Consider the following 26996-nt stretch of genomic DNA (forward strand, 5'->3'; position numbering starts at 1 on the left):
TTAAAGAACTGCTTTCGGGTAGGAACCCAGCACTTTGAGTGCTACTGCTTCCTGACTGATCTTTTCCAACACACCTTTGATCAACGGATCACGGTGGTGGCCGACGAAGTCGATGAAGAACACGTAGGTCCATTTGCCACTGCGCGACGGACGGGTTTCGATCCGGGTCAGGTCGATCCCGTTATCATGGAACGGCACCAGCAGCTCATGCAGCGCGCCAGGCTTGTTGCTCATCGAGACGATGATCGAGGTTTTGTCGTCGCCGGTCGGCGGCACTTCCTGATTACCGATCATCAGGAAGCGCGTCGAGTTGTCCGGACGATCTTCGATCTTCTCGGCCAGACGCGTCAGGCCGTACAAGCCTGCGGCCATGTCACCGGCAATCGCCGCCGAATTCCACTCACCCTTGACCCGCTTCGCCGCTTCGGCGTTGCTCGCCACCGCCACGCGCTCGACATTCGGGTAATGCGCATCCAGCCACTTGCGGCATTGGGCCAGCGACTGCGCGTGGGAATAAATGCGGCTGATGCTGTCGGTCTTGGTGTTTTCACCGACCAACAGGTGGTGGTGGATGCGCAGCTCGACTTCACCGCAGATCACCATGTCGTGTTCGAGGAAGCTGTCGAGGGTGTGGTTGACCGCGCCTTCGGTGGAGTTCTCCACCGGCACCACGCCGAAGTTCACCGCACCCGCCGCTACTTCACGGAACACTTCGTCGATTGCCGCCATCGGCTTGCTGATCACCGCGTGGCCGAAGTGCTTCATCGCCGCTGCTTGAGTGAAGGTGCCTTCAGGGCCGAGGTAAGCCACTTTCAATGGCTGCTCGAGCGCCAGGCACGAAGACATGATTTCGCGGAACAACCGCGCCATCTCTTCGTTGCCCAGCGGCCCCTGATTGCGCTCCATCACCCGCTTGAGCACCTGAGCTTCACGCTCGGGACGATAGAACACCGGCACTTCGCCTTCGGCCAGCGAGGCCATCTTTACTCGCGCAACTTCCTGGGCGCAGCGGGCGCGTTCGCTGATCAGCTCGAGGACTTTGCTGTCCAGAGCGTCGATGCGAACGCGCAGTGCCTTGAGTTCTTGCTCGGACATCAGCCGTGTTCCTTCTCGAATTCAGCCATGTACGCCACCAGCGCGTTGACGGCGTTGATGTCGACGGCGTTGTAGATGGAGGCGCGCATGCCGCCCACGGAGCGGTGGCCCTTGAGGTTGAGCAGGCCGCGTTCGTCAGCACCGGCGAGGAACGGCTTGTCCAGGCGATCGTCAGCCAAACGGAATGGCACGTTCATCCACGAGCGGTCCGACTTGTTGATCGGGTTGCTATAGAGGCCGCTGGCGTCGATGAAGTCGTACAGCGTGCGCTGCTTGACGTCATTCAGTTTGGCGATCGCTTCAACGCCGCCCTGCTCTTTCAGCCACTGGAACACCAGGCCGGAGAGGTACCAGGCCAGGGTCGGCGGCGTGTTGTACATCGAGCCGTTGTCGGCCGCGACCTTGTAGTCGAGCATGGTCGGGCACAGCGCGCGAGCCTTGCCCAGCAGGTCTTCGCGGATGATGTTGACGACAATACCGCTCGGACCGATGTTCTTCTGTGCGCCGGCGTAGATCATGCCGAAACGCGAGATGTCGACCGGACGCGAGAGGATGTCCGAAGACATGTCGGCGACCAGCGGCACATCACCGGTTTCCGGGATCCACTGGAATTCCAGACCGCCGATGGTTTCGTTCGGCGCGTAGTGAACGTAAGCGGCGTCTTTCGACAGCTTCCACTCGTTCTGACCCGGGATGGCGAAATAGTCGTAAGGCTTGGCGGTGGCGGCAACGTTGACGTGGCCGTAGCGCGAGGCTTCTTCGATGGCTTTCTGCGACCAGATACCGGTGTCGATATAGTCGGCGCTGCCGTTTTCCGGCAACAGGTTCAGCGGGATCTGCGCGAACTGCTGGCTGGCGCCACCCTGCAGAAACAGCACTTTATAGTTCGACGGGATATTCAGCAGGTCACGCAGATCCTGCTCGGCCTGGGTGGCAATGGACACGAACTCATCGCTGCGATGGCTCATTTCCATGACCGACAGACCCTTGCCATGCCAATCAAGGAGTTCACCCTGGGCACGTTGCAGGACAGCTTCAGGAAGCGCCGCAGGACCGGCACAGAAGTTATAGGCTCGCTTGCTCACATCCAATCTCGCTCTGATTTGGTGGTATCACATATCAGTCGGCGCCGATCCTGCGGGAGCGAGCTTGCTCGCGAAGGCGGACTGACATTCAACAACGATGTCGCCTGTTGCTCCGCTTTCGCGAGCAAGCTCGCTCCCACAGGGTTCGTCATGGGCGCCGATATTTCATACCGGACAAATAACAAGGGGGCGAATTTTCATCCGCCCCCTCGCTTGTCCGCTTATTCCTGCGGCTCTTCGTCAGCTGCGGCGTCGAGTTGCTGGTCCTCGGCAACGTCGTCGATCACGACATCTCCCTCGAACTCGGCACCCTCTTCACCTTCAAGCTCGTCGCCTTCGACTTCCGATGGCTCCTGAACCCGCTCCAGACCGACCAGGGTTTCATCCTTGGCCAGTTTGATCAGAGTCACGCCCTGAGTGTTACGACCCAGGCTCGACACTTCGTCGACACGGGTACGCACCAGCGTGCCCTGATCGGAGATCAGCATGATTTCTTCGCCGTCGAGCACCTGAACCGCACCGACCAGACGGCCGTTACGCTCGTTGCTGACCATGGCGATCACGCCCTGGCCGCCACGCTTGTACTCAGGGAACTCGGTGATCGCGGTGCGCTTGCCATAACCACGCTCGGAAGCAGTGAGGATCTGGCTGCCTTCTTCCGGGATCAGCATCGAAATCAGCTTCTGCCCTTCCGGCAGACGCATGCCGCGTACACCACGGGCAGTACGGCCCATGGCACGGACATCGGACTCTTTGAAGCGCGTCACTTTGCCGCCATCGGAGAACAGCATCACTTCGCGCTCGCCATCGGTGATGGCCGCGGAGATCAACACGTCGCCTTCGTCCAGTTCCAGCGCGATCAGACCGACGCTGCGCTGACGGCTGAAGGATTCCAGCGGAGTCTTCTTCACGGTGCCGTTGGCGGTCGCCATGAAGATGTAATGACCTTCGGTGTATTCCTCGACCGGCAGCATGGTGGTGATGTATTCACCGTCATCCAGCGGCAGCAGGTTAACCAACGGACGACCACGGGCGGCGCGGGACGCTTCCGGAATTTCGTAAGTCTTCAGCCAGTACACCTTGCCCTTGCTGGAGAACAGCAGCAGCGTGGTGTGACTGTTGGCCACCAGCAGGTGAGCGATGTAGTCCTCATCCTTGACGCCGGTGGCCGACTTGCCTTTACCGCCGCGGCGCTGGGCCTGGTAGGCAGCCAGCGGCTGGGTCTTGGCATAGCCGCCGTGGGAGATGGTCACGACGCGCTCTTCTTCCGGGATCATGTCGCCCAGGGTCAAATCGAGACGCGCATCGAGAATCTCGGTGCGGCGCACGTCGCCATATTCGGCGCGGATCACTTCCAGTTCTTCGCGGATCACTTCCATCAGGCGCACGGCGCTGTTGAGGATGCGGATCAGCTCGCCGATCTGGTTGAGGATCTCTTGATACTCGGCCAGCAGCTTCTCGTGCTCCAGACCGGTCAGACGGTGCAGACGCAGCTCCAGAATGGCTTGTGCCTGTTCTGGCGACAGGAAGTACTTGCCTTCGCGCAAACCATATTGCGGATCGAGATTTTCCGGACGGCACGAATCGGCGCCGGCACGTTCCACCATCGCCACCACCGCCGAGGATTCCCAAGGGGTGCTGACCAGCGCTTCCTTGGCTTCCGACGGAGTCGGCGACGCCTTGATCAGGGCGATCACCGGGTCGATGTTCGACAGGGCAACGGCCTGACCTTCGAGGATGTGACCACGCTCGCGAGCCTTGCGCAGCTCGAATACGGTACGACGGGTGACCACTTCGCGACGGTGACGGACGAAGGCTTCCAGCAGATCCTTGAGGTTGAGGATGCGTGGACGGCCGTCGATCAGCGCGACGATGTTGATGCCGAATACCGATTGCAGTTGGGTCTGGGCGTAGAGGTTGTTGAGGATCACCTCAGGCACTTCGCCGCGACGCAGCTCGATCACGACGCGCATACCGTCCTTGTCGGACTCGTCGCGCAGCTCGGTGATGCCTTCGAGCTTCTTCTCTTTGACCAGCTCGGCGATCTTCTCGATCAGACGCGCCTTGTTCAGCTGATACGGCAGTTCAGTGATGACGATCTGTTGACGGCCACCGACCTTGTCGATGTCTTCGATGATCGAACGCGCACGCATGTAAATGCGACCACGACCGGTGCGATAGGCTTCGATAATTCCGGCACGACCGTTGATGATCGCGGCCGTCGGGAAGTCCGGACCGGGGATGTATTGCATCAGCTCATCGACGGTCAGCTCGGGATTGTCGATGAGGGCCAGGCAACCGTCGATGACTTCGCCGAGGTTGTGCGGCGGAATGTTGGTCGCCATGCCCACGGCAATACCGCTGGAACCGTTCACCAGCAGGTTCGGCACGCGGGTCGGCATGACCGCCGGGATCAGCTCGGTACCGTCGTAGTTCGGCACCCAGTCCACGGTTTCCTTGTGCAGGTCGGCCAGCAGTTCGTGCGCCAGCTTGGTCATGCGCACTTCGGTGTATCGCATGGCCGCGGCGTTGTCGCCGTCCACCGAACCGAAGTTGCCCTGACCGTCAACCAGCAGGTAACGCAGGGAGAAAGGCTGAGCCATGCGGACGATGGTGTCGTAAACCGCGGTATCACCATGCGGGTGATACTTACCGATCACGTCACCGACAACACGGGCAGATTTCTTGTACGGCTTGTTGAAGTCGTTGCCCAGCTCGCTCATCGCGAACAGTACGCGACGGTGCACGGGCTTGAGGCCATCGCGCGCATCCGGCAGTGCACGGCCGACGATTACGCTCATTGCGTAGTCGAGGTAGGACTGTTTCAGCTCGTCTTCGATATTGACCGGGAGGATTTCTTTGGCCAGTTCGCCCATGAGAAGCCTGATTCCTTTTTCTGGTGAAACTTCGTCATATCCATATGGGATGTACGAAGCTCGTCGGGGCAGGCTGAGTGCCGTGCGCCGACTTACGACAAATCAACGGATACAACCACGGATTTGCGCAGTAAAGACAGCTCCGTGAAGCCGCCTCGGAAAACGCCGGATGTTATCACAAGAGCCGCCACGCACCTATCCCCCAGATGCGCATGGAGCATAGTTAGTTGACCGATGACAGGCGTAAAGGGGACGAGAGAGGCTCAGAGCTTCTTTGAATGCAGTTTTGAGGTCAGATTTTGCGATGTTTATTGACTTTCAGGGCGCCATCGCTGGCAAGCCAGCTCCCACAGGGTCAGCGGCGAGCACAGAACCTGTGGGAGCTGGCTTGCCAGCGATGGCGTCCTTACAGACGCCAAAGCCAATCAATGCAGGCGTTTGCGGCACATCAACTGAGCCATTTTCGCCGTATCCGGACGCTCGACGATGCCTTTTTCAGTGACGATCGCATCGATCAGATCGGCCGGCGTCACATCGAACACCGGGTTGAACGCTTCAACGTCCGCACCCACCCGCTTGCCACCGACCTCCAGCAACTCGGCGCCATCACGCTCCTCGATCGGAATGTCGTCGCCGCTGGCCAGATGCATGTCGATGGTCGAACTCGGTGCCACCACCATGAAGCGCACGCCGTGGTGCATTGCGTTGACCGCCAGTTGGTAGGTGCCGATCTTGTTCGCCACATCGCCATTGGCAGTGATGCGGTCAGCACCGACGATCACCCAGGTCACGCCTTTGGTTTTCATGATGTGCGCGGCGGCGGAGTCAGCATTGAGCGTCACCGGGATGCCTTCGTTCGCCAGCTCCCAGGCGGTCAGGCGCGAACCCTGCAACCACGGGCGGGTTTCATCGGCGTAGACGCGCTCTACCATGCCTTCAAGATAGGCCGCGCGAATCACCCCCAGTGCGGTACCGAAACCACCGGTGGCCAAGGCGCCGGTATTACAGTGAGTGAGAATCGCCTGGGCGTTGCCCTGATGCTTGCGGATCAGGTCGACACCGAGCTGAGCCATGGTCAGGTTGGCTTCGCGGTCGCTTTCATGAATGGCGATGGCTTCAGCTTCCAGTGCCGCCAGCGGATCGGCGTTTTCTTTCAGCCGGTCCAGGCGATCGTGCATGCGATTCAGCGCCCAGAACAGATTGACCGCTGTCGGCCGGGAATCGGCCAGCAAGGCGAAATCCTCTTCCAGCGCCGCGTACCAGTCACCCCCCTCAGCGATCCGTGCGCGGGCCGCCAGCACAATGCCATAGGCCGCACTGATGCCGATCGCCGGTGCGCCACGTACCACCATCGAACGAATCGCCTCAGCCACACCGGCCGCGCTGGTGTAGGCAATCCAGGTTTCCTCGAACGGCAAAATGCGCTGATCCAGCAGGTGGAGCGCGCCATCTCGCCAATCGATGGCCTTTACTTTCTCCGCAGCCAACAGTCGATCGCGCATCCCTCACCCCGCACTCATGAACAAAAGCCGCCGATTATAGCGATCCCCCCGCGAAGACGCTCGGGTATACTTCGCCATCCTTTACAAAAGCACTGGAACCGACCCTCGATGCCGAAACCTGCCATTGCGCTCGACTTATTATTGCTGCCGACCTGGCTGGTACCCGTCGAACCTGCAGGCGTTGTGCTCAAGGAACATGGCTTGGGCATCCGTGACGGTCGCATCGTGTTTATCGGCCCGCGCGCCGAAGCATTGAAGTGTAACGCCACTGAAGTCCGCGAATTGCCGGACGTGTTGCTCAGCCCGGGCCTGATCAACGCCCACGGACATGCGGCGATGACCCTGTTCCGTGGCCTGGCCGACGACCTGCCGCTGATGACCTGGCTGGAAAACCATATCTGGCCGGCCGAAGCCAAATGGGTCGATGAAGATTTCGTCCGTGATGGCACTGACTTAGCGATTGCCGAGCAGATCAAGGGTGGCATCAGTTGCTTCTCGGACATGTACTTCTTCCCGAAAGTCGCCAGTGAGCGTGTGCACAACAGCGGCATTCGCGCGCAGATCGCGATTCCGATCCTCGATTTCCCGATCCCCGGCGCCAGTAGCGCCGATGAGGCCATTCGTCAGGGCGTCGAGCTGTTCGGCGATTTGAAGCATCACGAACGGATCAAGATCACTTTCGGCCCTCATGCACCCTACACCGTGGGCGACGAGAACCTGGAAAAAATCCGTGTGATCGCCGAAGAGCTGGACGCGTCGATCCACATGCACGTCCACGAAACCGCCTTTGAAGTCCAGCAATCGCTGGAGCATCGCGGCGAGCGACCACTGGCCCGTCTCGCTCGCCTCGGCCTGCTCGGCCCGCGCTTCCAGGCGGTGCACATGACCCAGATCAGCGATGACGATCTGGCATTGCTGGTAGAAAGCAACACCAGCGTGATCCACTGCCCGGAATCGAACCTGAAGCTGGCCAGCGGTTTCTGCCCGGTGGAGCGTCTGTGGCAGGCTGGTGTGAACGTTGCCGTCGGCACCGATGGCGCAGCGAGCAACAACGACCTCGACCTGCTCGGCGAAACCCGCACCGCCGCGCTGCTGGCCAAAGCCGTCGCCGGCTCGGCCACCGCGCTGGACGCCCATCGCGCGCTGCGCATGGCCACGCTCAACGGGGCCCGGGCTCTGGGCATTGAGGCACAGGTCGGTTCGCTGGAGATCGGCAAGGCCGCGGACATTGTCGCCTTCGACCTGTCCGGCCTGGCCCAGCAACCGGTCTATGACCCGGTGTCACAGCTTATCTATGCCACCGGCCGCGACTGCGTGAAACACCTGTGGGTCGCCGGCAAACAGTTACTCGACGACCGGCGCCTGACCCGCCTGGACGAACAACAGCTGGGCGCCACCGCCCGGGCCTGGGGCCAGCGCATCAGCGGCCACTCAGAATCGTAAACACCGCGGAGCAGACTTCGCGGCTACAGCCTTTTTCAAGTTTTTCGAGGAATAGATCATGAGCAACGTCGACCACGCCGAAATCGCCAAATTCGAAGCCCTGGCCCATCGTTGGTGGGACCGTGAAAGCGAGTTCAAACCACTGCACGACATCAATCCGCTGCGCGTCAACTGGATTGACGAGCGGGTCAATCTGGCCGGCAAGAAAGTTCTCGACGTCGGCTGCGGCGGCGGCATTCTCAGCGAAGCCATGGCCCAGCGCGGCGCCACCGTAACGGGCATCGACATGGGCGAAGCGCCGCTGGCGGTCGCGCAACTGCATCAATTGGAATCCGGGGTCAACGTCGAGTACCGGCAGATCACCGCTGAAGCCCTTGCCGAAGAAATGCCCGAGCAGTTCGACGTCGTAACCTGCCTGGAAATGCTCGAGCACGTACCGGACCCGTCGTCGGTGATTCGCGCCTGCTACCGCATGGTCAAGCCCGGCGGCCAAGTGTTTTTCTCGACCATCAACCGCAACCCGAAGGCGTACCTGTTCGCCATCGTCGGTGCCGAATACATCATGAAGCTGCTGCCACGCGGCACCCACGACTTCAAGAAATTCATTCGCCCGTCCGAGCTGGGAGCCTGGAGCCGCATCGCCGGCCTGACCGTCAAGGACATCATCGGCCTGACCTACAACCCGCTGACCAAGCACTACAAGCTGGCCAACGACGTTGACGTCAACTACATGATCCAGACCCTGCGCGAGGAATAAGCCGATGGCCATCAGAGCAGTCCTTTTCGATATGGACGGCACCCTGCTCGACACCGCGCCGGATTTCATCGCCATCTGTCAGGCGATGCGCGCGGATCGCGGCTTGCCGCCGATGAACGACAAGCACATCCGCGACGAAATTTCCGGCGGCGCCAAAGCCATGGTCGCGGTGACGTTCTCGATGGATCCGGAATCGCCGGGCTTCGAAGAACTGCGCCAGGAATTCCTCGAACGCTATCTGGCCGGTTGCGCGGTACACAGCAAGCTGTTCGACGGGATGGGCGAGTTGCTGGCCGACATCGAGCGGGGCAACTTGATCTGGGGCGTGGTCACCAACAAACCGGTGCGGTTTGCCGAACCGATCATGCAGCAACTGGGGCTGGCCGAGCGCTCGGCGCTGTTGATCTGCCCGGACCACGTGAAAAACAGCAAGCCGGATCCGGAGCCGCTGATCCTCGCGTGCAAGATGCTTGATCTGGATCCGTCCACCGTACTGTTTGTGGGCGATGATCTGCGCGACATCGAATCCGGGCGCGATGCGGGCACTAAAACCGCCGCCGTGACCTATGGCTATATCCATCCGGACGACAACCCGCGGCACTGGGGCGCGGATGTGGTGGTGGATCATCCACTGGAGTTGCGCAAGGTGCTCGACAGCGCGCTGTGCAGCTGCTGACCCGCCCCCCCCCCTGTGGCGAGGGAGCTTGCTCCCGCTGGGTCGCGCAGCGGCCCCATTTTTACCTGAGTGCGCATTTTCTCAGGCACACCGCACTGGCTGGCACTACGACTGCTCCGCAGCCGAGCGGGAGCAAGCTCCCTCGCCACAGAGTTCAGCATTCGCCTTATGGAGAGGTTTTTATGTTTGATTACACCGCCCGTCCCGAACTGCTCAAGGATCGGGTCATTCTGGTCACCGGTGCCGGCCGTGGCATCGGCGCGGCGGCTGCCAAAACCTACGCCGCCCATGGCGCCACCGTGCTGTTGCTGGGCAAGACCGAAGCCAATCTGACGCAGGTCTACGACGAAATCGAAGCAGCCGGCCACCCACAACCGGCAGTGATCCCGTTCAACCTCGAAACCGCCCTGCCCCATCAATACGATGAGCTGGCGGCGATGATCGAAACCGAGTTCGGCCACCTCGACGGTCTGCTGCACAACGCCTCGATCATCGGCCCGCGCACGCCGATCGAACAGTTGTCGGGCGAAAACTTCATGCGTGTCATGCAAGTCAACGTCAACGCCATGTTCATGCTGACCAGCACCCTGCTGCCGCTGCTCAAGCTGTCGCAGGATGCCTCGGTGGTGTTCACCTCCAGCAGCGTCGGGCGCAAGGGCCGGGCCTACTGGGGCGCCTACGGTGTGTCGAAGTTCGCCACCGAAGGCCTGATGCAGACGCTGGCCGACGAAGTCGATGGCGTAGCACCTGTGCGCTCCAACAGCATCAACCCGGGCGGTACGCGTACCAGCATGCGCGCACAGGCCTATCCGGGGGAAAACCCGCTGAACAATCCGACCCCGGAAGAGATCATGCCGGTGTACCTGTACCTGATGGGCCCGGACAGTACGGGCATCAATGGCCAGGCATTCAACGCGCAATAACTGCCATACGTCGCTTTTGTTGCCGTGGCGGATTACCGTCGCGGCACACCTTTGCCGCTTTTCGCCGTGATATTCCAGTCAAATATCTGCCACTCCCGCCCAAAGCAAAATGCCATCCTATTGATTCATAACAGTTTTAATAATCCTGAACTGAATGGCACGACTTTCGCTCTAATTTCCCTCAAAGCACGCCGTGTGAAGGCACTGGGGCAAGGCCGATTTCGATAGCTGACTAATCGACATCCGGCAGACTAAACTTACGCCAAATGTCCTACGGGACTGATGGATCAGTATGACGCGCAGCCCATAGCCGCTCTCACCCAGCCTGTAAGACAGACTTACTGCTTAGGGGCTCACGCCATATGAAATCACCTTCCCAGACCAATGCAATTGACTTTGACAGTGCCAAATTGCAACGCCTGGGCTTTGGTCAGCTGCCTCCGCTTCTGGAACGCCCGGCCAGCCTCGCGCAACTGCGCCAACAAATGAGCCTGCAACTGCAAACCAGTCTTGAACCGCAACGAATCCTCGGTCTGTTTTTTCGCGAAGTTCAGCGCCTGGTGCCGCTGGACGCCTTGAGTTATGTGCATTCAGGCAGCGACCTGCGCCTGGAATTCGGTGCCCGCGGTCACCATTCCGTCAGCTATAGCCTCAGCCACGAAGGCGAGCACTTGGGCGAGCTGGTGTTTCGCCGCAACCAGCGCTTCAGTGAGCAGGATCAGGGCAACCTCGAATCGCTGCTGTCGTCGCTGTTATTCCCGATGCGCAACGCCCTGCTCTACCGCGCTGCGACGCAAAGTGCGTTGCGCGATCCGCTGACCGGAACCGGCAACCGGATCGCCATGGAGCAGACCCTGCAGCGCGAGATCGACATGTCACGTCGGCACCTGCAACCACTATCGGTACTGATGCTCGACATCGACCACTTCAAACGGGTCAACGACAGCCACGGTCACAGCGCCGGTGATGACGTGCTCAAAGCGGTGGCAGCCTCGATCAAGAGCCAGTTGCGCAACGTCGACATGGTGTTTCGCTATGGCGGGGAAGAGTTTCTGATCCTGCTGTCGAACACCGGCCGGGAAGCGGCGCAAATGGTTGGCGAGCGATTGCGCCATGCCGCGCAGGCTGAGGAATACTTCGCCGACGGCCAATTGATCGACCTGACCGTGAGCCTTGGCTGCTCCACTCTGCTGCCGGGTGAGTCAGCGGACAGTCTGCTGCGTCGGGCCGACAGCGCGCTGTACGTGGCCAAGCGCGAAGGGCGTAATCGGTTGGCAATGGCTGGCTGAATACTCTCAGACAGCACACAGCAGTGTGGGAGCGAGCCTGCTCGCGAAAGCGGTGAATCAGTCAAAACCGTGCTGACTGAAGCGCCGTCTTCGCGAGCAGGCTCGCTCCCACATTTTTGCTACACCTCAGACCTTGAATCAGCTCTCTGCCAACGCCAGACGTTCACGACCGTGGATCGCGCGCTCCGTGGTTTCCAGCTGCATGCAGCGCTCAAGGAACAGGTACATGTAGTCGTAGCTCTTGCACACGGCCTGGCGCAGCTCGGTCTGCAATGCCTGGCTCGGGTTCATCCCCGCCAGCGTGCAGATGATTTCCAGCGCTTCCCATGGATGGGCGTCGTCATATTGGGCATGCATCTTCAGCCATTTCATCGCCCGCTTGCGCTCCTCTTCCGGGAACGCCGCAGCGTACACGCCAGTGGAACACACCAGCGCCGACCACTCCCCGGTCGCGCCCTCGATGGCGTAGTTGGTGGCGGCGATGGCGACGATCAGCGAATCCGCCGAACTCGTATGCCAGCACCAGTGACTCAGCGCATGCAGTTCCGGCGGCACTTGCTGAGCCTGAAGATCCTCAAGGCTGACGCCGTGCGCGCGGCTCCAGTTCAGCCAGTAATCGGCATGATTGAGTTCAACGCGGATGTTACGCATCAGCCAGCGGCGCGCCATGTCCTCCCCAGGATGGCGGGCAAACCTGGTCTTGGTCAGGTTCTGCGCCATATACAACGCAAACTGTTCAACGACCGGCCAGCCCCCGATCAGGTACTGGCGCATGGTCCTGGCGCTGAGCTTGTTATCGCGCATGCGCTGGTACAGTTCATGTTCGACAACCCGGCGCTTGCTCTCGCTGCAATCCGTAATGAGCTGTTGCGCCCAGGCGGGATAACTTGCAGCTTCCATGAGTGGTCCGGTTCGGTTGAATGTGTCGATCACTGTTCGGCTCCTTTTGATTTGTGATTGTAAGGATCGGCAAGAGATTTCAACGGAACGTGCCAGGCGCCTTGAATAACAACGGCTGCGGTCTGGCGGGCCGACTTTGCAAACTGTCGCAGGTAAACAACTGCGGGCGTTCGATGACGTAACCCTGAGCGTAATCCACCCCGATTTCAAGCAATGCCTGCTCGATCTGGGTTGTTTCTACAAACTCGGCAATTGTCTGCTTACCCATGACATGCCCGATGTGATTGATCACTTCGACCATTGCGCGGTTAATCGGGTCGTCCAGCATATCCTTTACGAAACTTCCGTCGATCTTCAGGAAGTCTACAGGCAAATGTTTCAGATAAGCGAATGAAGACATTCCGGCACAAAAATCATCAAGCGAGAAGTAACAACCTAAGCCTTTGAGTTCATTAATAAATCGAATTGCACTCCCAAGATTGGCAATTGCACTGGTTTCGGTAATTTCAAAACAAATCATTTCAGGAGGTATGGCGTAATTAACAAACTGTTCACGCAGAAAGTGCAAGAACGCCTCATCTCCGATAGTAATGCCTGAAAGATTAATCGCACACATTGCCAAAGGCCCTTGATGTTGTTCGGCAATACATTGGGCAATGACTTTAAAAACATTTTCTACAACCCAGCGGTCCAGTTGACTCATCAGGCCATAACGTTCGGCCGCCGGAATGAAACTGTCCGGCAGGATCATCCGCCCGGCCTCGTCATGCAGACGCAAGAGTATTTCGATGTGCCCGCCGCCATCAGCTGCGGGGCCCAGTGGCGCGATTTCCTGGGCGTAAAGGCAAAAGCGGTCTTCTTCCAGAGCCATGTGCAAGCGCTGCACCCAGGCCATTTCGCCGAAGCGCAGAGACAGTTCGGAGTCATCTGCGTGGTAAACCTGCACCCGGTTACGGCCCTTTTCCTTGGCCATGTAGCAAGCCATGTCAGCCGCGCGCAATGAGGCTTCGAGGGTGGTCGGGGTCTGGGCGATGTGCACCAGACCGATACTCACCGTGGTCAGGAACGGTCGTCCCTTCCACACGAAGTGCAGGTTCTGCACTGTCTGACGCAAGCTCTCGGCAATTTTCTCGGCAGCGTCCGGGGCGCAGTTCTCCAGCAGGATGCCGAACTCGTCGCCGCCCAGCCGTGCCAGGGTGTCGCTCTCGCGCAAGCCCGATTGCAACAACGCGCAGATGTGCCGCAGCAACTCATCGCCAGCGGCATGGCCGCAGGTGTCGTTGACCAGTTTGAACTGGTCCAGATCAAGGAACATCAGCGCATGCCGACCGGGCTGGCGCGTCAGGTTGTGCAGGGCCTGCTCCAGGCGATATTCGAATTCACGGCGGTTGGCCAGACCGGTCAGGGCATCGTGGGTGGCCTGCCACGACAGGTTGGCGATGTATTGCCGTTCCTGAGTCATGTCATGCAGCACCAACACTGTGCCACTGACTTTCTCGGCATTGCGGATCGGTGCGCCCACCAGCGTCACGGAAACCGTGCTGCCGTCCAGACGCTGAATCAGTTTGGAATGTTCGCTGCCGCCGACCAGTTGCCCGCTGAGGATATGCTCGATCAGCGTCAGCCCTTCTGCCTGCGCGTTGTCGTCCAGCAGATTGAACAGCGCGGCCAGAGGCAGCCCCGCCGCATGCTCGGACTTCCAGTGCGTCATGGCTTCTGCCGCAGGATTCATGTAATCGATCGCACCATTGACATCAGTGGTGATGACTCCGTCGCCAATCGATTGCAGGGTGATGTGCGCCCGGTCCTTCTCCAGTTGCAGCGCCTGAGCAAAGGCATGGCGCTGTTTGAGCAGTTTGTGGGTGCGCAACAGTGCCAGCACGATCAACCCCAGCGCCGTGGCCAGGTTGGTGAACAGCAGCAGGCGCAGGATCATCCGCGAGCCTTCGCCCAAGGCATCGCTGAAAGCCTTGGCCGCCGGCGTTACACCGTCATTGATGGCAAAGATTTGCGCTTTCCAGTGCTGGATATCAGCCGGCGTCGCGACATTCTTGCTGATGCCCTGATGCATCTCGCGCGCGACATTGTCCAGTTGCACCAGATAGGCATCGCCGATGGTCCAGCGGTCGATCGCTGTTTCCAGATAACTGAAATGACGGAAATTGAGGTACAGCCAGATCAGGCTCGAAACGTCATCGGGATGGTTGCCACCCTTGAGAATCCCTTCCCGCGCCGCCTGCAGATCCGGCGGTTGACGATCCAGCGCCAGACGCAACTGGTGACCGCCCTGGGGCACCGCAATCGCGTCCTTGTACTTGAGGAAGATCGCCTCGTCACGGCTGTCGGCATACAGGTTCAGGTAATAGATGGCGTCCTTCTGGCCCTTGGACCAGAGACTTTCACCGGCGACATAGCCACGCACGGCCGACAGGACGTAGAGACTCACGCCCCCCAATAACGCCTGAAATAACACGACGGCAATAAATGGCCAGACGATGCCCAACAACCGTGGCGTTCCGAGTGTCCTTTTTTGCTTCATGAGGTCCTTTGCGCACGTACTGCCATCATCAAGGGGAAACCGCTAAAGCCAGACTAGGGGGCGTTCCCCCTTCCGGCAAGCCAGGAAGCTTGCAACCGACGATACATAAGTACCGCACCCGAGGTGCGCGATACTTCGACACTGACGGCTTTCAATCATCCAGAGCCGTTTTCCATGCAGTCACTTACAACCGCGCTGCAACGCCATACTGCCCAACAGGACGAATACCGCGCAATGATCACTGCCCTGCGCGCGGTCCTCGACGCTTCGACTTCACTGGAGTCCTACTACCTGGCGCCCCAGGCCCATTCACGCCTGGGCGCAGCGCAAGAGCAGGCGCAAAACATGCTGCAAACGCTGTTCGAAAACAGCGGCGAACCGCAATTGACTGCCTATCTGCAGACCTCCAGAGGAGCCCTGCTGCAAGTCGACGCCACGGCTGATCAATGCAACTTCTCCTTCCACCGTCCCGATGGCAGCGTCGCCCGTTATGTCATCGAGAGCGTCAGCCAGGCCTCCAGCAGCCTTCAAAGGTTTCAGCGAGCGTTGCTGAGTATAGGCGCACACCTGCGTTCCGACAGGCTGCAGCCGCTGTCACAACTGCTGCGTGAGTCCGGGTTCACATTTGCGGACGCACCGGACGCCACGGCACTGACCCGGCTGATCGGCAAAGTCGAAGAACAGCGCGCCAGCCACCGATTGAATCTGCGACATCACCCGACGCTCGCGGTGTTGATGAGCGACGAGGACAAAGCCGCGATTCACGACGTGATGGGCGACTGGCTCATCGGTAAACCCCTGTCTGCCATTGACAGTCTGGCCAGCGAAGTCACGCCTCCTTTTACCGTCCAGCAACTGGAGCAGCAGCCCGCCACCTGCCTGGAGCGCCTGCTCGACACCCCCCAAGCCCATGACTTGGGCCAGCGCTTGCTGCAAAGGCTGCAATGGTACGGCTCCAGACCCGATGAACTGACCGTCCCCGATATCGGCCTGCGTTTACTGCTCGAAGCCTTGTGCCTGTGGTACGACCTGCCTGGCAACCGCAGTTCGACCGAGGTGGCCGGTTTTGCGCTCGAACAACGCGCTCACTACGGAGCCGGCTACGCCACCATTCGCCGGGACTTTTTACAGCATCTGGAGGATTCTGACCGAACCTCGACGATGATCGAGAAACACTTGCTGGGATGGGCCTGCCTGGCGCAATTCGGACCGGAATTTCAAGTGCGCGACATCCCTGACGACCTGCCTTACGCCAGCTCGGTGGTCTGGGTCAATTTCGTGCATGGCGTGCACCTTGCTCATGCTCTTGATCCACGGTCGCTGGAGTATCTGAGCTTCCAGCAACTGGTCGATCTGCCGCTGCACAAAAGTCACAACGCCAGCAGCGACCTGCAAACCCTGATCGCCATGACCCGAGTGGCTGCTGCGCGTACCTGGACCGCAGCCACCGGAGCGCTGGCTGTCGCGAGCGAAGCCTCCAACGGTCACGCGCCGCTGAACGCTCTGGAAGACCACGAGAAACAACTGAACGCGGCGATCCTGCAACTGGACATCGAACCACCACGCAGACTCGCCCTGGCGCAACAGGAACTGGACAAGGCGCTGACCAACGATCTGTCCGATCACACGACGATTCGCCTCAAGCGCTACCATCACTCAGCGCGCAACCGCGCCCGACGCAGCATTATCGATACCGAGGAAGTGGCATTGCACACCTGGCCGCTGCTGGAGGTCTATGCCTCTGGCGGGCTGAACAACGAAACGCGCTGGTACGTCAGCAGCGATGGCCGCAACGCCAGCGAATGGATCAGCCTGAATCCGGAAGGCAGCCTGCACAGTGGTTTTGTCGACACCGGACATCAACCAGGCAAACGTGTTTCACGCTTCCCGAGCAAGTGCACCCTGCCCGATATCAGGACAGTGTTCGATCGGCAGTTCGACGATTATCTGAGCAAGACCCGCAAAGCCTATGAATATTTGATCAAGTCGCTGTTGGTCACTCTGCCATGGGCTGACCGCCGGGCACTGGAACACGGCCAAGTGAGGATTCACAGCCTCAGGGATAAGACGCGGCACATCGAGGCTCACCTGGAAACACCGGAAAACATCCTGCCGCTTCGGGCACGCATGGGTTTCTTCCTGCAAGTGACGTATCAGGGCTTATCACGCTTCTACGAATGCCTGCCGCGTGCCGGCATCATTCGCCAACGTACAGATCTGGATAGCACCCGTATGGGCGGTGTGTTATTGCCACCACTGCCGCCCAAACGTGGACGCACCAGGGCCCAGAGCATCACTCGCATCGTCGCCCGCCGCCTGCCATTCGATCGAGAAGCACACTGGAACGGCTCGCCCCCCGCCACCGACGCCATGTGCATCGCCATCCTCGAACCACTGGGCGAGCCTCTCCCGGTTTCGATGATCCCGGCGGCCCATCAGGACAGCTCGCCGAACCTGAGCTTCACCTCGCCGCGCACTGCGCAAATCGCCTCTGTCATCGCGACGCAGCTGTTCTATGTCGACGAACAGGCACTGCGCAGCGACGCCTGGGGAAAAACCCGCTTCGAACAAGACACCAGCAAAACGCACTGGATTCATGCCCTCAAGGGTTTTATTCCGTTCTGGGGCAGTCTCGAAGACCTGCAATCGGACAGCCCGGAGAAACGCGCACTGGGCGTACTCGGCCTGTTCCTCGATATCGTCTCGTTTGCGATTCCCCTGGGCAAGTTTGTTGCCGGCAGTATCCGCCTCACTGCGGTGGCAGGAAAAATGGCGATTCGCGTCGCACTGCCACGCATGGCGCAATTGTCGAAGAACCTGCTGGTTTCGAGCTTGAGAAACTTCAATCCGCTGGACGCTGTGCCTGCCTTGCTCAAGCTTGGCGGCCGAGGCGCAATCGGCACAGTACGGGCCGTGGCGCATCTGGAACACCGCGCCGTCATGCGCCTGAAAAAACTGGCCGGCAGAAGCGCTGACTACGACTTGATGCACAGCCTGCCTCAGGCACTGGATGCCGGGCGCTGGAAAGCACTGAACCCTGCCGATCATCTGGCCGTGGTCAAAGGCATTGACGATGTACCGGTGCGCAACGTTGCTGTCGGCGACTCCCGGTATCACCTGCTTGATCCGATGTCCGATCGTCCTTACGGGCCTCAGTTGCTCGCTCACGAACACGACTTTTCGCTAGGGCGTTCGCACTACAGCGTCGTGAAAAAAACCGACAATCAGCTCGATATAGAGCTGGCGCCCGATACGCGCATCGAGCTCATGCCCGAGGCTGGCGGACGCATCACAGTACTGATCGATAAGGTGCCCTATCGACTCGACGGCGATGAACTGCGCCGGGTCGATCTGCTTGATGACAGTCAGCACTGGACGCTGCTGCCGTGCCGGGTACGTCGCGCACCGGGCGCGGGCGACTGCCGCGTCAGCTACGTCACTGCAGAACCGGCTCCGACGCCCGGCCTTGGCACGATTGACAAGGAAAAAGGTTACGCGCCGTGGTTTGGCGAGCGGATTTCGGAGCCCGCCGCCCTGCCCCGGCAAGAAGGAATGTTCCTGGCGGTCGATGCCAAGCTTTATCAAATCATCGATAACCGCCCGCGGCTGTTCACCGGTGACCTGCGTCGTCTGGGCTTCAATCAGGGCAGGCTGGTGCCAAGACAGCAGATTCAAGCCACGCTGCAGTTTCGCAAAGGTATTTATGCCCGGATAAAAACCGGCGGTACCTACGACGGGATCAATGATTCACATCAGGTCGGCGCAGTGCTGCTGCCGGCGTTCGACGATTCGGCCACCCATGTATTTTTCCGGGTCAACAACCATGAATACTACCTCGCCACTTTCGCCAAAGGCGAAGTCCCGGGCAGGCAGCTGACATTCAAACGCCTGGCCCCCGCCGAACTGGCCGACGGCAGTCTCGGTGCGGAATTGCTGACCGTCTACACCGGCTCGCTGCACGCCAACAACATCGTGCGCATCCATGGCCTCGAATCGGTGCAGCGCGCGATGAAGACCATGGAGCAGATCGCAATTCCCATCGGCACCACAGCCAGTCCGGCCAACAATCTGAAATGGCTGAAAGTCGACACCAGCCCGGGCGAGGCGCTGATGTTCGATCACTCGACGCGGATGATCGTCACCCGCCTGCCCGAAGGCGCCGTCACGTGGGCGCGCAGCAAGGAAGCGCCGGAAGCCTTTCGGCAGAAAACCGCAGAGATTTTCGACACGTTGTTCCTGTCACCGACGATCAACCCGGCCAACAACAACGCAGCACTGCGTATCGACAGTGCCATGCAGAAACTGCACAACCTGTTACCCGTGCGTGAACGGCCGCTCAACGCACGTAACATCGCCTATGCCGAAGTCACCACGGCCAGCGGCAAACGGGAAGTCTACGTCAGCGTCTCCGGCGCTCAGGGCAGCACCCAGCGCCTGCCGCTGTTTCGCCACATGGGTGCCAATCATGTGCGGATCGGCAACACCACTTACATCAATATCGACTACAACCCGGCCTTCCCGCGCACCTCGCTGGAGGTCACCGAGCAGGGGCAATTGCTGGCCGTGCCGCTGACCATCAAGGATCTGAAAACCTATCAGCCAACGCAGACCAGCCGGCCGACCTCGCTGGACAGCGAAAGCAAACTGATCAGCGTGCTGCGCGAGAAATACCCCGATCCGAAGGAGATTCGCTCGGTCGACATCGCGACGACCATGCGCCCGTGCGAATCCTGTTCGGTGGTGATGAAGCAATTTGGCCATGACGGCGAGGAGGCGGCGCTGCAAGTGCTGTGGGGCTGATTACAGACGCTGCAAGTGGCCGTAGAGCTTGGCGTAGAGGCCGCCGTCGGCGATCAGTTGCTGGTGGTCGCCATCCTCGGCCACTTGCCCGCCATCGAACACCAGCACCCGATCGGCCTGCTTCACCGCCGACAGGCGATGGGCAATGATCAGCGTGGTGCGGCCGCTGAGAAAGCGCGCCATGGCCTGATGCAGGTTGTATTCGGTAGCGGCATCGAGGGCCGAGGTGGCTTCGTCGAGGATCACCACTTTCGGCTCGGCGAGGATCATCCGCGCAATTGCCAGACGCTGGCGCTGACCGCCGGACAGGCGCACGCCGGAACGTCCGACGATGCTGTCGAGACCGTCCGGCAACGCCCGGATGGTCGCTTCCAACTGAGCGATTTCCAGCGCCTGCCAGCAAGCTTCGTCGCTGCGGGTGCGGCCCATGGTCAGGTTTGCGCGGACGGTGTCGTTGAACAGCGCCGGATGCTGCAGCACCACCGCGACGTTTTCACGAATCAGCTCCAGGCCGATTTCCTGCTGGGTCGAACCGCCGAAACGAATGGTACCGGACAACGGCGTGTATAACCCGAGCAGCAACTGCACCAGCGTGCTCTTGCCGCCGCCACTGGCACCGACAATCGCGACTTTTTCACCGGGAGCGATGGACAGATTCATCTGATCCACCACCAACTCGTCGCCATAGCCAAAGCTCAGTCCCTGCACCTCGATGCCCACGGTTTCACGGCCCTTGAACGGATCGACACCACCCGGGTACTGCGGCTCGTCAGCCCGCGCCAGCAGTTCGTTGATCCGCGCCAACGCGCCGCCCGCTGCGTAGTAGGCGTATTGCAGATTGAGCAGTTGCTCGACCGGGCCGATCATGAACCACAGATAACTGAACACCGCGAGCATCTGCCCGATCGACAGGTCGGAGAACAGCACCGTGAGCATCGCCGCCGCGCGGAAGATGTCGATGCCGAACTGGAACAGCAGACCACTGGCGCGGTTCGACGCGTCGGTTTTCCACTGCGAATTGACCGCGTAGTTACGCACTTCCTGCGCGCGCAAGCCGAGTCGCCCGAGGAAGAAGCCCTGACGGTTGCCAGCGCGCACTTCCTGGATCGCATCGAGGGTTTCGCTCAAGGCCTGAGTGAAACGCGAGGTGCTGTCGTTCTCCAGTTTCTTCAGGTGCTTGACCCGCTTGCCCAACTGCACCGTGGCGTAGATCACCAACGGGTTGAACAGCAGGATCAGCAGTGCCAGTTTCCAGTGCATCCACATCAGAATGCTCGCGGTGCCGACCAGGGTCAGCATCGCCACCAGAAACCGGCTGAGGGTTTCGCCGACGAATTTGTCGAGGGTGTCCAGATCGGTGACCAGATGCGTGGTCACGGTGCCGCTGCCGAGGCTTTCATATTCGCCGAGGGAGATACGTTTGAGGCGTTCAATCAGGCGCACGCGAATGCGGTAGACGATGTCTTTCGCCAGCCGGGCAAACAGCCGCGCCTGCAACACGCCAAAACACAGGGCGCTGCAACGCAGCGTCAGGGTGACCAGCAGCATCAGACCTATGTAGCCCGCCGCCTGCTGCCACATCGACGGCAACACATGGTTCATGACTTTCAGCGCGGCATCGCCATGGCCGAGCAGGACTTCGTCCACCAGCAACGGCAACAGCAACGGAATCGGCACGCTGCACAGCGTCGCCAGCACGGCCACGCCGTTAGCGATCCACAGGGACTTTTTGTGATGCAGTGCCAGGCGCCGGACTTCTGCCCAGCTCAGCCGGTCGACACGCTTTACGGCTGGCGTGTCATCGGCCCGGTCAGGCACAGGCTGCGCGCTCCAGCCAGCGGCCGAGCAACGGCGACAGCTCACTGAGCGGTTGATAGCCGTTGGTCAGCAAGGCCAGTTGGCCATTGCGTTCGGCGAGCAGGGTCGGAAATCCGGCAATGCCCAGATCCTGCACCCAAGTGAAATCCGCCTGAGTCGCTTTGTGTTGGTCGGCATGATCGAACAAGGCAGCAAATTCGATGCGCGGCACGCCAGCCTTTTCAGCCAGCTCCACCAGCACACTGGCCTGGGTAACATCGCGACCTTCAGCGTAAAACGCCTGCTGGATCAGGCCGACCAGTTTCCACGCACAATCCGGTGCCAGGCTGCGCGCGGTAACGATTGCGCGACAGGCCGGTTCGGTGTCGTAGACAAAACCGTCAGGCAAGGCGCCGTCGAACTTGAACGGCTGACCGGTGGCCTCGGTGACCGCCTGCCAATGCTCAAGGATGTAGCGCCGCGTGGTCGGTTCCAGCGCCGCACCGCTGCCGGTGCGCAAGCCGCCGACCACCAGATGCAGCTCCACTCCCGCTGCGTGCGCCTGCTCGACCAATGCCTTGGCGACCGGAGCGAACCCCCAGCACCAGGAACACATCGGATCCATCACATAGAGCAGGCGCGCAGTCATGATCAGGCCTCGGTGGATGCTTGTTTATAGTTGTAGCCGATCGGGTGCGGCATGTTGCGCGCCTTGGCCAGTTCAATCTGCTTCTGCCGATCGATGGCGCTGCGGCGGGTTTTCTCGCTCAACTTGTCCCAGCAATGCGGGCAGCTGATGCCGGCCACGTAATGTTCGGAGGCACGATCTTCAACACTGACCGGAGTGCGGCAGGCATGACATTGATCGTAGTCGCCTTCGCTGAGGTCGTGACGCACGGTCACGCGATTGTCGAAGACGAAGCAGTCGCCCTGCCACTTGGTCTCTTCCTGCGGCACTTCTTCGAGGTACTTCAGGATGCCGCCCTTGAGGTGGTAAACCTCTTCGAACCCCTCACCCAGCATGTAGCTGGAGGCTTTCTCGCAGCGAATGCCACCGGTGCAGAACATCGCGACCTTCTTGTGTACGGCCGGGTCGAAGTGCTCTTTGATGTAGTCGGGGAATTCACGAAAACTGGTGGTTTTCGGATCGATGGCGCCTTCGAACGTGCCGATCGCCACTTCGTAATCGTTGCGGGTGTCGATCAGCAGCACTTGCGGATCGCTGATCAGCGCGTTCCAGTCCTGCGGTTCGACGTAGGTGCCGACCTTTTTGTTCGGGTCCACGCCTTCGACGCCGAGGGTGACGATCTCTTTCTTCAGCTTGACCTTGGTGCGATAGAACGGCTGCTCGTCGCAGTACGACTCTTTGTGGTCGATGTCGATCATGCGCGGGTCGTTCTTCAGCCAGGCGAGCAGGCCATCGATGCCTTCGCGGCTGCCGGACACGGTGCCGTTGATGCCTTCTTCGGCGATCAGCAGCGTGCCTTTGATGCCGTTGTCGACCATCGCTTTGAGCAGTGGCTCGCGCAGGTCAACGTAATCTTCGAGGGTGACGAACTTATACAGTGCCGCCACGACAATCGGTTGTGTCATGGGTATTTCTCCAGGTGGCTACCCTCGCAAAGGGTGAACCGGATTCAAAAAAAACGCGCCGGCTGAGCGGCGCGTTGCGGATTCTAGCAAAAACACGGTGGTTTTAGGATCTGTAGAAACTCTGTGGCGAGGGAGCTTGCTCCCGCTCGGCTGCGAAGCAGTCGCAAAACTCGCACCTTGGGAGTGCTGCGCACTCCAGCGGGAGCAAGCTCCCTCGCCACAGCAGCCCTCGCAATCCTCAGTGTTTGCTACCGCCGGCACAGGTCGGCGACGCCGGGGCGGCGCCGACTTCGGCCCATTCCTGCGGGGTGTAGGTGTGCAGCGCCAACGCATGGAACTCGCCCATCAGCTCGCCGAGCGTGCCGTAGACTTTCTGGTGGCGCTTGACCCGGTTCAGGCCTTCGAACTGCGCGCTGACCACCACCGCCTTGAAGTGGGTCTGCAACCCGCGACTGTGCATGTGGCTTTCGTCCAGCACCTGCAAATGCTCAGGCTGAAGCAGAGCCAGCGTCGATTCGATGCGTTGTTGCATGCTCATCACGAACTCCGCTTACTTCTTCTTGGCCGGCGCAGCGCCTTTCGGTGCCAGCTCGTTGGTCATGTCGTCGAGCAGCTTGTTGACGACTGGCACGGCGCTTTCCAGTTTGGCCTGGGTCATCTGGGCCGATTGCTGGGTCAGCTGCGGCATTTTTTCCAGGACTTTCTTGCCCAGTGGCGACTGGTAGAACGCGACCAGGTCTTTCAGCTCCGATTCGCTGAAGTTGCTGGTGTAGAGCTTGACCATGTCAGGCTTGAGCTTGTTCCAGCCGATGGCCTGGTCCAGCGCGGCGTTGGCCTTGGCCTGGTATGTTTCCAGTACGGCTTTTTTGGATTCCGGGGCTTTGGTCTGTTCAAAACGCTGAGCGAACATTTGCTGCACTTGCATGTACACCGGAGTGCCCAGCTTGTCAGCGTGCGCCAGGGTCAGGAAAGCTTCAGCACTGGCGTTGTGGCTGGCGGTATCGGCAAGCACCTGGCCGCTGGCGCAAACCAGTGCAACCGCGGTGCAGATGGCACGAAGACGAGTCATCGAGTTTCCTTTTCAGCTAGGCGAGGTCAAACCCCAAGGGCGACCATTCTGCGCCTAAAAAACCTCGTGGCTCAACCCCCGGGCCTTGCCGTGCTTGATTGGCGGGGTTTTGCCGGTCAACAATCGGTTCGAGGGAACCACCTGGGCCTGACCGGGCCTAAACTGCGCAAACAGACCAACAGGAGTGTGCACGATGAGCCGTATCGAAACCGACAGCCTGGGCCAGATCGAAGTCCCGGACGACGCCTACTGGGGTGCTCAGACGCAACGCTCGCTGATCAACTTCGCCATTGGTCAGGAACGCATGCCGCTGCCGGTATTGCACGCGCTGGCCCTGATCAAGAAAGCCGCCGCCCGGGTCAACGACCGCAACGGCGACCTGCCCGCCGACATCGCCCGCCTGATCGAGCAGGCCGCCGACGAAGTCCTCGACGGCCAGCACGACGACCAGTTTCCGCTGGTGGTCTGGCAGACCGGCAGCGGTACCCAGAGCAACATGAACGTCAACGAAGTGATCGCCGGCCGGGCCAACGAACTGGCCGGCAACCCGCGCGGCGGCAAGACGCCGGTGCACCCCAACGATCACGTCAACCGCTCGCAAAGCTCCAACGATTGCTTCCCCACCGCCATGAGCATCGCCACGGCCAAAGCCGTGCAGGAGCAATTGCTGCCGGCCATCGCCGAGCTGTCCGGTGGTCTGGCCGAACTGGCGGCGCGCCACATGAAACTGGTGAAGACCGGTCGCACGCACATGATGGACGCGACGCCGATCACCTTCGGTCAGGAGTTGTCCGGTTTCATAGCGCAGTTGGATTACGCCGAGCGAGCGATCCGTGCGGCACTGCCGGCGGTGTGCGAACTGGCACAGGGTGGCACCGCCGTCGGCACCGGCCTGAATTCGCCGCACGGTTTTGGCGAAGCGATTGCCGCCGAGCTCGCCGCTCTCTCCGGCCTGCCGTTCGTCACCGCGCCGAACAAGTTTGCCGCGCTGGCCGGGCATGAGCCGCTGACCAGCCTGTCCGGCGCCTTGAAGACCCTCGCCGTGGCGTTGATGAAAATCGCCAACGACCTGCGCCTGCTCGGCTCCGGCCCTCGCGCTGGCTTTGCCGAAGTGAAACTGCCGGCCAACGAACCGGGGAGCTCGATCATGCCCGGCAAGGTCAACCCGACGCAGTGCGAAGCGCTGTCGATGCTGGCCTGTCAGGTATTGGGCAACGATGTCACCATCGGCATCGCCGCCAGTCAGGGTCACCTGCAATTGAACGTGTACAAACCGGTGATCATCCATAACGTGTTGCAATCGATCCGCCTGCTCGCCGACGGCTGCAGCAACTTTCAGCAGCACTGCATTGCCGGTCTTGAACCCGACGCCGAAGTCATGGCCAAACACCTGGAACGTGGGCTGATGCTGGTGACGGCGCTGAACCCGCACATCGGTTACGACAAGTCGGCAGAAATCGCCAAGAAGGCTTACGGCGAGGGTCTGACCTTGCGTGAAGCGGCGTTGCAACTGGGCTATCTGACCGATGAAGAGTTCGATGCCTGGGTGCGACCGGAGAATATGATCGAGGCTGGCGCCAAGGGCTAACAGCAAAAAGATCGCAGCCTGCGGCAGCTCCTACAGGGGAACGCATTCCAACTGTAGGAGCTGCCGCAGGCTGCGATCTTTTGCTTTTCAGGCCACCCGCATCCGCCGCGCCTTCAGCCCGGCAATCAACGACGGCCCCAGCGCCACCAGCGCCGACCCCAGCACCACCAGCACCGCGCCGCCGTAGCCCAGACCATTGATCTGCTCGGCCTGCACATACGCCGGCCACATCCACGCGGCCAGCGCCACCGCGCCAAAGGTCACCAATGGCGTGATCGCCAGCGTCGCACTGACCCGCGAGGCCTCCCAGTGCGCCAGCGCCTCGGCAAATGCACCGTAGGCAATCAGCGTGTTCATACAGCAAGCCAGCAGCAGCCAGCCCTGCAATGGGCTCAATTCCAGCGCTTTGAGCGGATGCACCCACGGCGTCAGCAACAAAGCGCAGAACAGGTAAATCACCATCATCACCTGCAACGAATTCCATACCGTGAGCAATTGCTTCTGGCCCAGCGCGTAGAACGTCCAGACGGTCGAGGCCAACAGCACCAGCAACACGCCGGCGGTGTAGTCCGACAATGACGTCAGCAACTCGGCCAGCCGTTGATTGAAAAACAGCACGAAGCCGATCAGCAGCACTGCCAGACCCATGCCCTGACCGATGCTGAAGCGCTCCTTGAACACAAACAGGCTGGCGATCAGCAACATGATCGGCCCCATCTGCACCACCAGTTGCGCGGTGCCGGGGCTGAGCAGATTGAGCCCCATCAGGTACAGCACGTAATTGCCCACCAGCCCGAGCACCGCCATCAACACCAGCCAGCCGCCCCGGGGGCCGAGGGCTTTGCGGCTCGGCAGACGCTTGACCGACGCCAGATAAATAAACAGGCAACCACCGGAGACCAACAGACGAAACCAGGTCACGGTGATCGGGTCCATCACCTGCAACACCTGTTTGAGCTTGATCGGCAGGATGCCCCACAAGAACGCCGTCAGCAGCGCCAGGAACAGACCGTAGACCCAGCGACCGGATGAAATGTGCATGCGAACCCCAAAGCCTGCTGACG

General features: G+C 60.4%; 19 protein-coding genes. 7 read left to right on the forward strand and 12 right to left on the reverse strand.

Annotation, left to right across the window (positions count from 1 at the left end; genetic code table 11):
• The 4 genes from pheA to mtnA all read right to left on the reverse strand — a co-directional run bounded on the left by pheA (position 1) and on the right by mtnA (position 6558).
• The gene (gene pheA, locus B1722_RS20870) at positions 1 to 1095 is read right to left on the reverse strand and encodes a prephenate dehydratase (RefSeq protein WP_086794155.1); all 1095 of its coding nucleotides are present in this window, start codon (positions 1093 to 1095) and stop codon (positions 1 to 3) included.
• Complete coding sequence (serC, locus tag B1722_RS20875; RefSeq protein WP_086794157.1) at positions 1095 to 2180, reverse strand: 3-phosphoserine/phosphohydroxythreonine transaminase; 1086 nt, start codon at positions 2178 to 2180, stop codon at positions 1095 to 1097. Before serC ends, pheA begins: the two co-directional genes overlap by 1 nt.
• 221 nt (positions 2181 to 2401) lie before the next feature.
• The gene (gene gyrA, locus B1722_RS20880; RefSeq protein WP_041069368.1) at positions 2402 to 5056 is read right to left on the reverse strand and encodes a DNA gyrase subunit A; all 2655 of its coding nucleotides are present in this window, start codon (positions 5054 to 5056) and stop codon (positions 2402 to 2404) included.
• Between the two features lie 425 nt (positions 5057 to 5481).
• A complete protein-coding gene (mtnA, locus tag B1722_RS20885; protein WP_086794158.1) occupies positions 5482 to 6558 on the reverse strand; it encodes an S-methyl-5-thioribose-1-phosphate isomerase in 1077 nt (358 codons plus the stop codon).
• Positions 6559 to 6666: 108 nt separating this feature from the next.
• Here mtnA and B1722_RS20890 point away from each other — a divergent pair, with 108 nt between their 5' ends.
• From B1722_RS20890 to B1722_RS20910, 5 genes are all read left to right on the forward strand, one after another.
• Positions 6667 to 8001: a TRZ/ATZ family hydrolase gene (locus B1722_RS20890; RefSeq protein ID WP_041069362.1), complete on the forward strand. Its 1335-nt coding sequence runs from the start codon at positions 6667 to 6669 to the stop codon at positions 7999 to 8001.
• Positions 8002 to 8059: 58 nt separating this feature from the next.
• Entirely contained in the window at positions 8060 to 8758 is a 699-nt protein-coding gene (gene ubiG / locus B1722_RS20895; RefSeq protein ID WP_041069358.1) for a bifunctional 2-polyprenyl-6-hydroxyphenol methylase/3-demethylubiquinol 3-O-methyltransferase UbiG, read from the forward strand.
• A 4-nt stretch (positions 8759 to 8762) separates the two neighbouring features.
• A complete protein-coding gene (gene mupP, locus B1722_RS20900) occupies positions 8763 to 9434 on the forward strand; it encodes an N-acetylmuramic acid 6-phosphate phosphatase MupP (protein ID WP_041069355.1) in 672 nt (223 codons plus the stop codon).
• Positions 9435 to 9616: 182 nt separating this feature from the next.
• Positions 9617 to 10357 carry a YciK family oxidoreductase gene (locus B1722_RS20905; RefSeq protein WP_003226924.1) on the forward strand — a complete coding sequence of 247 codons (741 nt, stop codon included), beginning with the start codon at positions 9617 to 9619 and terminating at the stop codon, positions 10355 to 10357.
• Positions 10358 to 10719: 362 nt separating this feature from the next.
• Positions 10720 to 11646 (forward strand): GGDEF domain-containing protein, encoded by a 927-nt coding sequence (locus tag B1722_RS20910; RefSeq protein ID WP_041069352.1) that lies wholly within the window; start codon positions 10720 to 10722, stop codon positions 11644 to 11646.
• Positions 11647 to 11784: 138 nt separating this feature from the next.
• Here B1722_RS20910 and B1722_RS20915 read toward each other — a convergent pair whose 3' ends face one another.
• Positions 11785 to 12546 carry a TenA family transcriptional regulator gene (locus B1722_RS20915; RefSeq protein ID WP_217436895.1) on the reverse strand — a complete coding sequence of 254 codons (762 nt, stop codon included), beginning with the start codon at positions 12544 to 12546 and terminating at the stop codon, positions 11785 to 11787.
• A gap of 79 nt (positions 12547 to 12625) precedes the next feature.
• On the reverse strand, positions 12626 to 15085 hold the full coding sequence (locus tag B1722_RS20920) for an EAL domain-containing protein (protein WP_041069346.1): 2460 nt from the start codon (positions 15083 to 15085) through the stop codon (positions 12626 to 12628).
• A gap of 174 nt (positions 15086 to 15259) precedes the next feature.
• On the opposite strand from B1722_RS20920, the gene B1722_RS20925 reads away from it, so the two are divergent.
• A complete protein-coding gene (locus tag B1722_RS20925; RefSeq protein WP_086794161.1) occupies positions 15260 to 19885 on the forward strand; it encodes a deaminase domain-containing protein in 4626 nt (1541 codons plus the stop codon).
• On the opposite strand, the gene B1722_RS20930 is transcribed toward B1722_RS20925, so the two are convergent.
• From B1722_RS20930 to B1722_RS20950, 5 genes are all read right to left on the reverse strand, one after another.
• Positions 19886 to 21703: an ABC transporter ATP-binding protein gene (locus B1722_RS20930; protein ID WP_047295570.1), complete on the reverse strand. Its 1818-nt coding sequence runs from the start codon at positions 21701 to 21703 to the stop codon at positions 19886 to 19888.
• Positions 21696 to 22298 carry a DsbA family protein gene (locus B1722_RS20935; RefSeq protein ID WP_174377216.1) on the reverse strand — a complete coding sequence of 201 codons (603 nt, stop codon included), beginning with the start codon at positions 22296 to 22298 and terminating at the stop codon, positions 21696 to 21698. Before B1722_RS20935 ends, B1722_RS20930 begins: the two co-directional genes overlap by 8 nt.
• Before the next feature lie 35 nt (positions 22299 to 22333).
• Positions 22334 to 23275, reverse strand: coding sequence for a rhodanese-related sulfurtransferase (locus tag B1722_RS20940; protein WP_041069334.1), 942 nt, complete (start codon positions 23273 to 23275; stop codon positions 22334 to 22336).
• 238 nt (positions 23276 to 23513) lie between these two features.
• A complete protein-coding gene (locus tag B1722_RS20945; protein ID WP_041069332.1) occupies positions 23514 to 23813 on the reverse strand; it encodes a BolA family transcriptional regulator in 300 nt (99 codons plus the stop codon).
• Between the two features lie 12 nt (positions 23814 to 23825).
• A complete protein-coding gene (locus B1722_RS20950) occupies positions 23826 to 24344 on the reverse strand; it encodes a DUF2059 domain-containing protein (protein ID WP_003226938.1) in 519 nt (172 codons plus the stop codon).
• 193 nt (positions 24345 to 24537) lie between these two features.
• Here B1722_RS20950 and B1722_RS20955 point away from each other — a divergent pair, with 193 nt between their 5' ends.
• Positions 24538 to 25932 (forward strand): class II fumarate hydratase, encoded by a 1395-nt coding sequence (locus tag B1722_RS20955; protein WP_027612406.1) that lies wholly within the window; start codon positions 24538 to 24540, stop codon positions 25930 to 25932.
• An 87-nt stretch (positions 25933 to 26019) separates the two neighbouring features.
• Here the strand turns inward: B1722_RS20955 and B1722_RS20960 are convergent, their stop codons facing one another.
• Entirely contained in the window at positions 26020 to 26973 is a 954-nt protein-coding gene (locus B1722_RS20960; protein ID WP_086794163.1) for a DMT family transporter, read from the reverse strand.
• Positions 26974 to 26996 lie beyond the last annotated feature (23 nt).

This window comes from Pseudomonas sp. SCPG-7 (assembly GCF_002156405.1).
Classification (GTDB): Bacteria; Pseudomonadota; Gammaproteobacteria; order Pseudomonadales; family Pseudomonadaceae; genus Aquipseudomonas; species Aquipseudomonas parakoreensis.

Excerpts from the sequence above, each read along its gene's own strand:
- B1722_RS20890 (WP_041069362.1), top strand. The coding sequence starts at position 6,667 with ATGCCGAAACCTGCCATTGCGCTCGACTTATTATTGCTGCCGACCTGG.
- ubiG (WP_041069358.1), top strand. The coding sequence starts at position 8,060 with ATGAGCAACGTCGACCACGCCGAAATCGCCAAATTCGAAGCCCTGGCC.
- B1722_RS20935 (WP_174377216.1), bottom strand. The coding sequence starts at position 22,298 with ATGTGTTCCTGGTGCTGGGGGTTCGCTCCGGTCGCCAAGGCATTGGTC.
- mtnA (WP_086794158.1), bottom strand. The coding sequence starts at position 6,558 with ATGCGCGATCGACTGTTGGCTGCGGAGAAAGTAAAGGCCATCGATTGG.
- B1722_RS20905 (WP_003226924.1), top strand. The coding sequence starts at position 9,617 with ATGTTTGATTACACCGCCCGTCCCGAACTGCTCAAGGATCGGGTCATT.
- B1722_RS20920 (WP_041069346.1), bottom strand. The coding sequence starts at position 15,085 with ATGAAGCAAAAAAGGACACTCGGAACGCCACGGTTGTTGGGCATCGTC.
- B1722_RS20910 (WP_041069352.1), top strand. The coding sequence starts at position 10,720 with ATGAAATCACCTTCCCAGACCAATGCAATTGACTTTGACAGTGCCAAA.
- B1722_RS20940 (WP_041069334.1), bottom strand. The coding sequence starts at position 23,275 with ATGACACAACCGATTGTCGTGGCGGCACTGTATAAGTTCGTCACCCTC.
- gyrA (WP_041069368.1), bottom strand. The coding sequence starts at position 5,056 with ATGGGCGAACTGGCCAAAGAAATCCTCCCGGTCAATATCGAAGACGAG.
- B1722_RS20960 (WP_086794163.1), bottom strand. The coding sequence starts at position 26,973 with ATGCACATTTCATCCGGTCGCTGGGTCTACGGTCTGTTCCTGGCGCTG.
- B1722_RS20955 (WP_027612406.1), top strand. The coding sequence starts at position 24,538 with ATGAGCCGTATCGAAACCGACAGCCTGGGCCAGATCGAAGTCCCGGAC.
- pheA (WP_086794155.1), bottom strand. The coding sequence starts at position 1,095 with ATGTCCGAGCAAGAACTCAAGGCACTGCGCGTTCGCATCGACGCTCTG.
- B1722_RS20925 (WP_086794161.1), top strand. The coding sequence starts at position 15,260 with ATGCAGTCACTTACAACCGCGCTGCAACGCCATACTGCCCAACAGGAC.
- B1722_RS20915 (WP_217436895.1), bottom strand. The coding sequence starts at position 12,546 with ATGGAAGCTGCAAGTTATCCCGCCTGGGCGCAACAGCTCATTACGGAT.
- mupP (WP_041069355.1), top strand. The coding sequence starts at position 8,763 with ATGGCCATCAGAGCAGTCCTTTTCGATATGGACGGCACCCTGCTCGAC.
- B1722_RS20950 (WP_003226938.1), bottom strand. The coding sequence starts at position 24,344 with ATGACTCGTCTTCGTGCCATCTGCACCGCGGTTGCACTGGTTTGCGCC.
- B1722_RS20945 (WP_041069332.1), bottom strand. The coding sequence starts at position 23,813 with ATGAGCATGCAACAACGCATCGAATCGACGCTGGCTCTGCTTCAGCCT.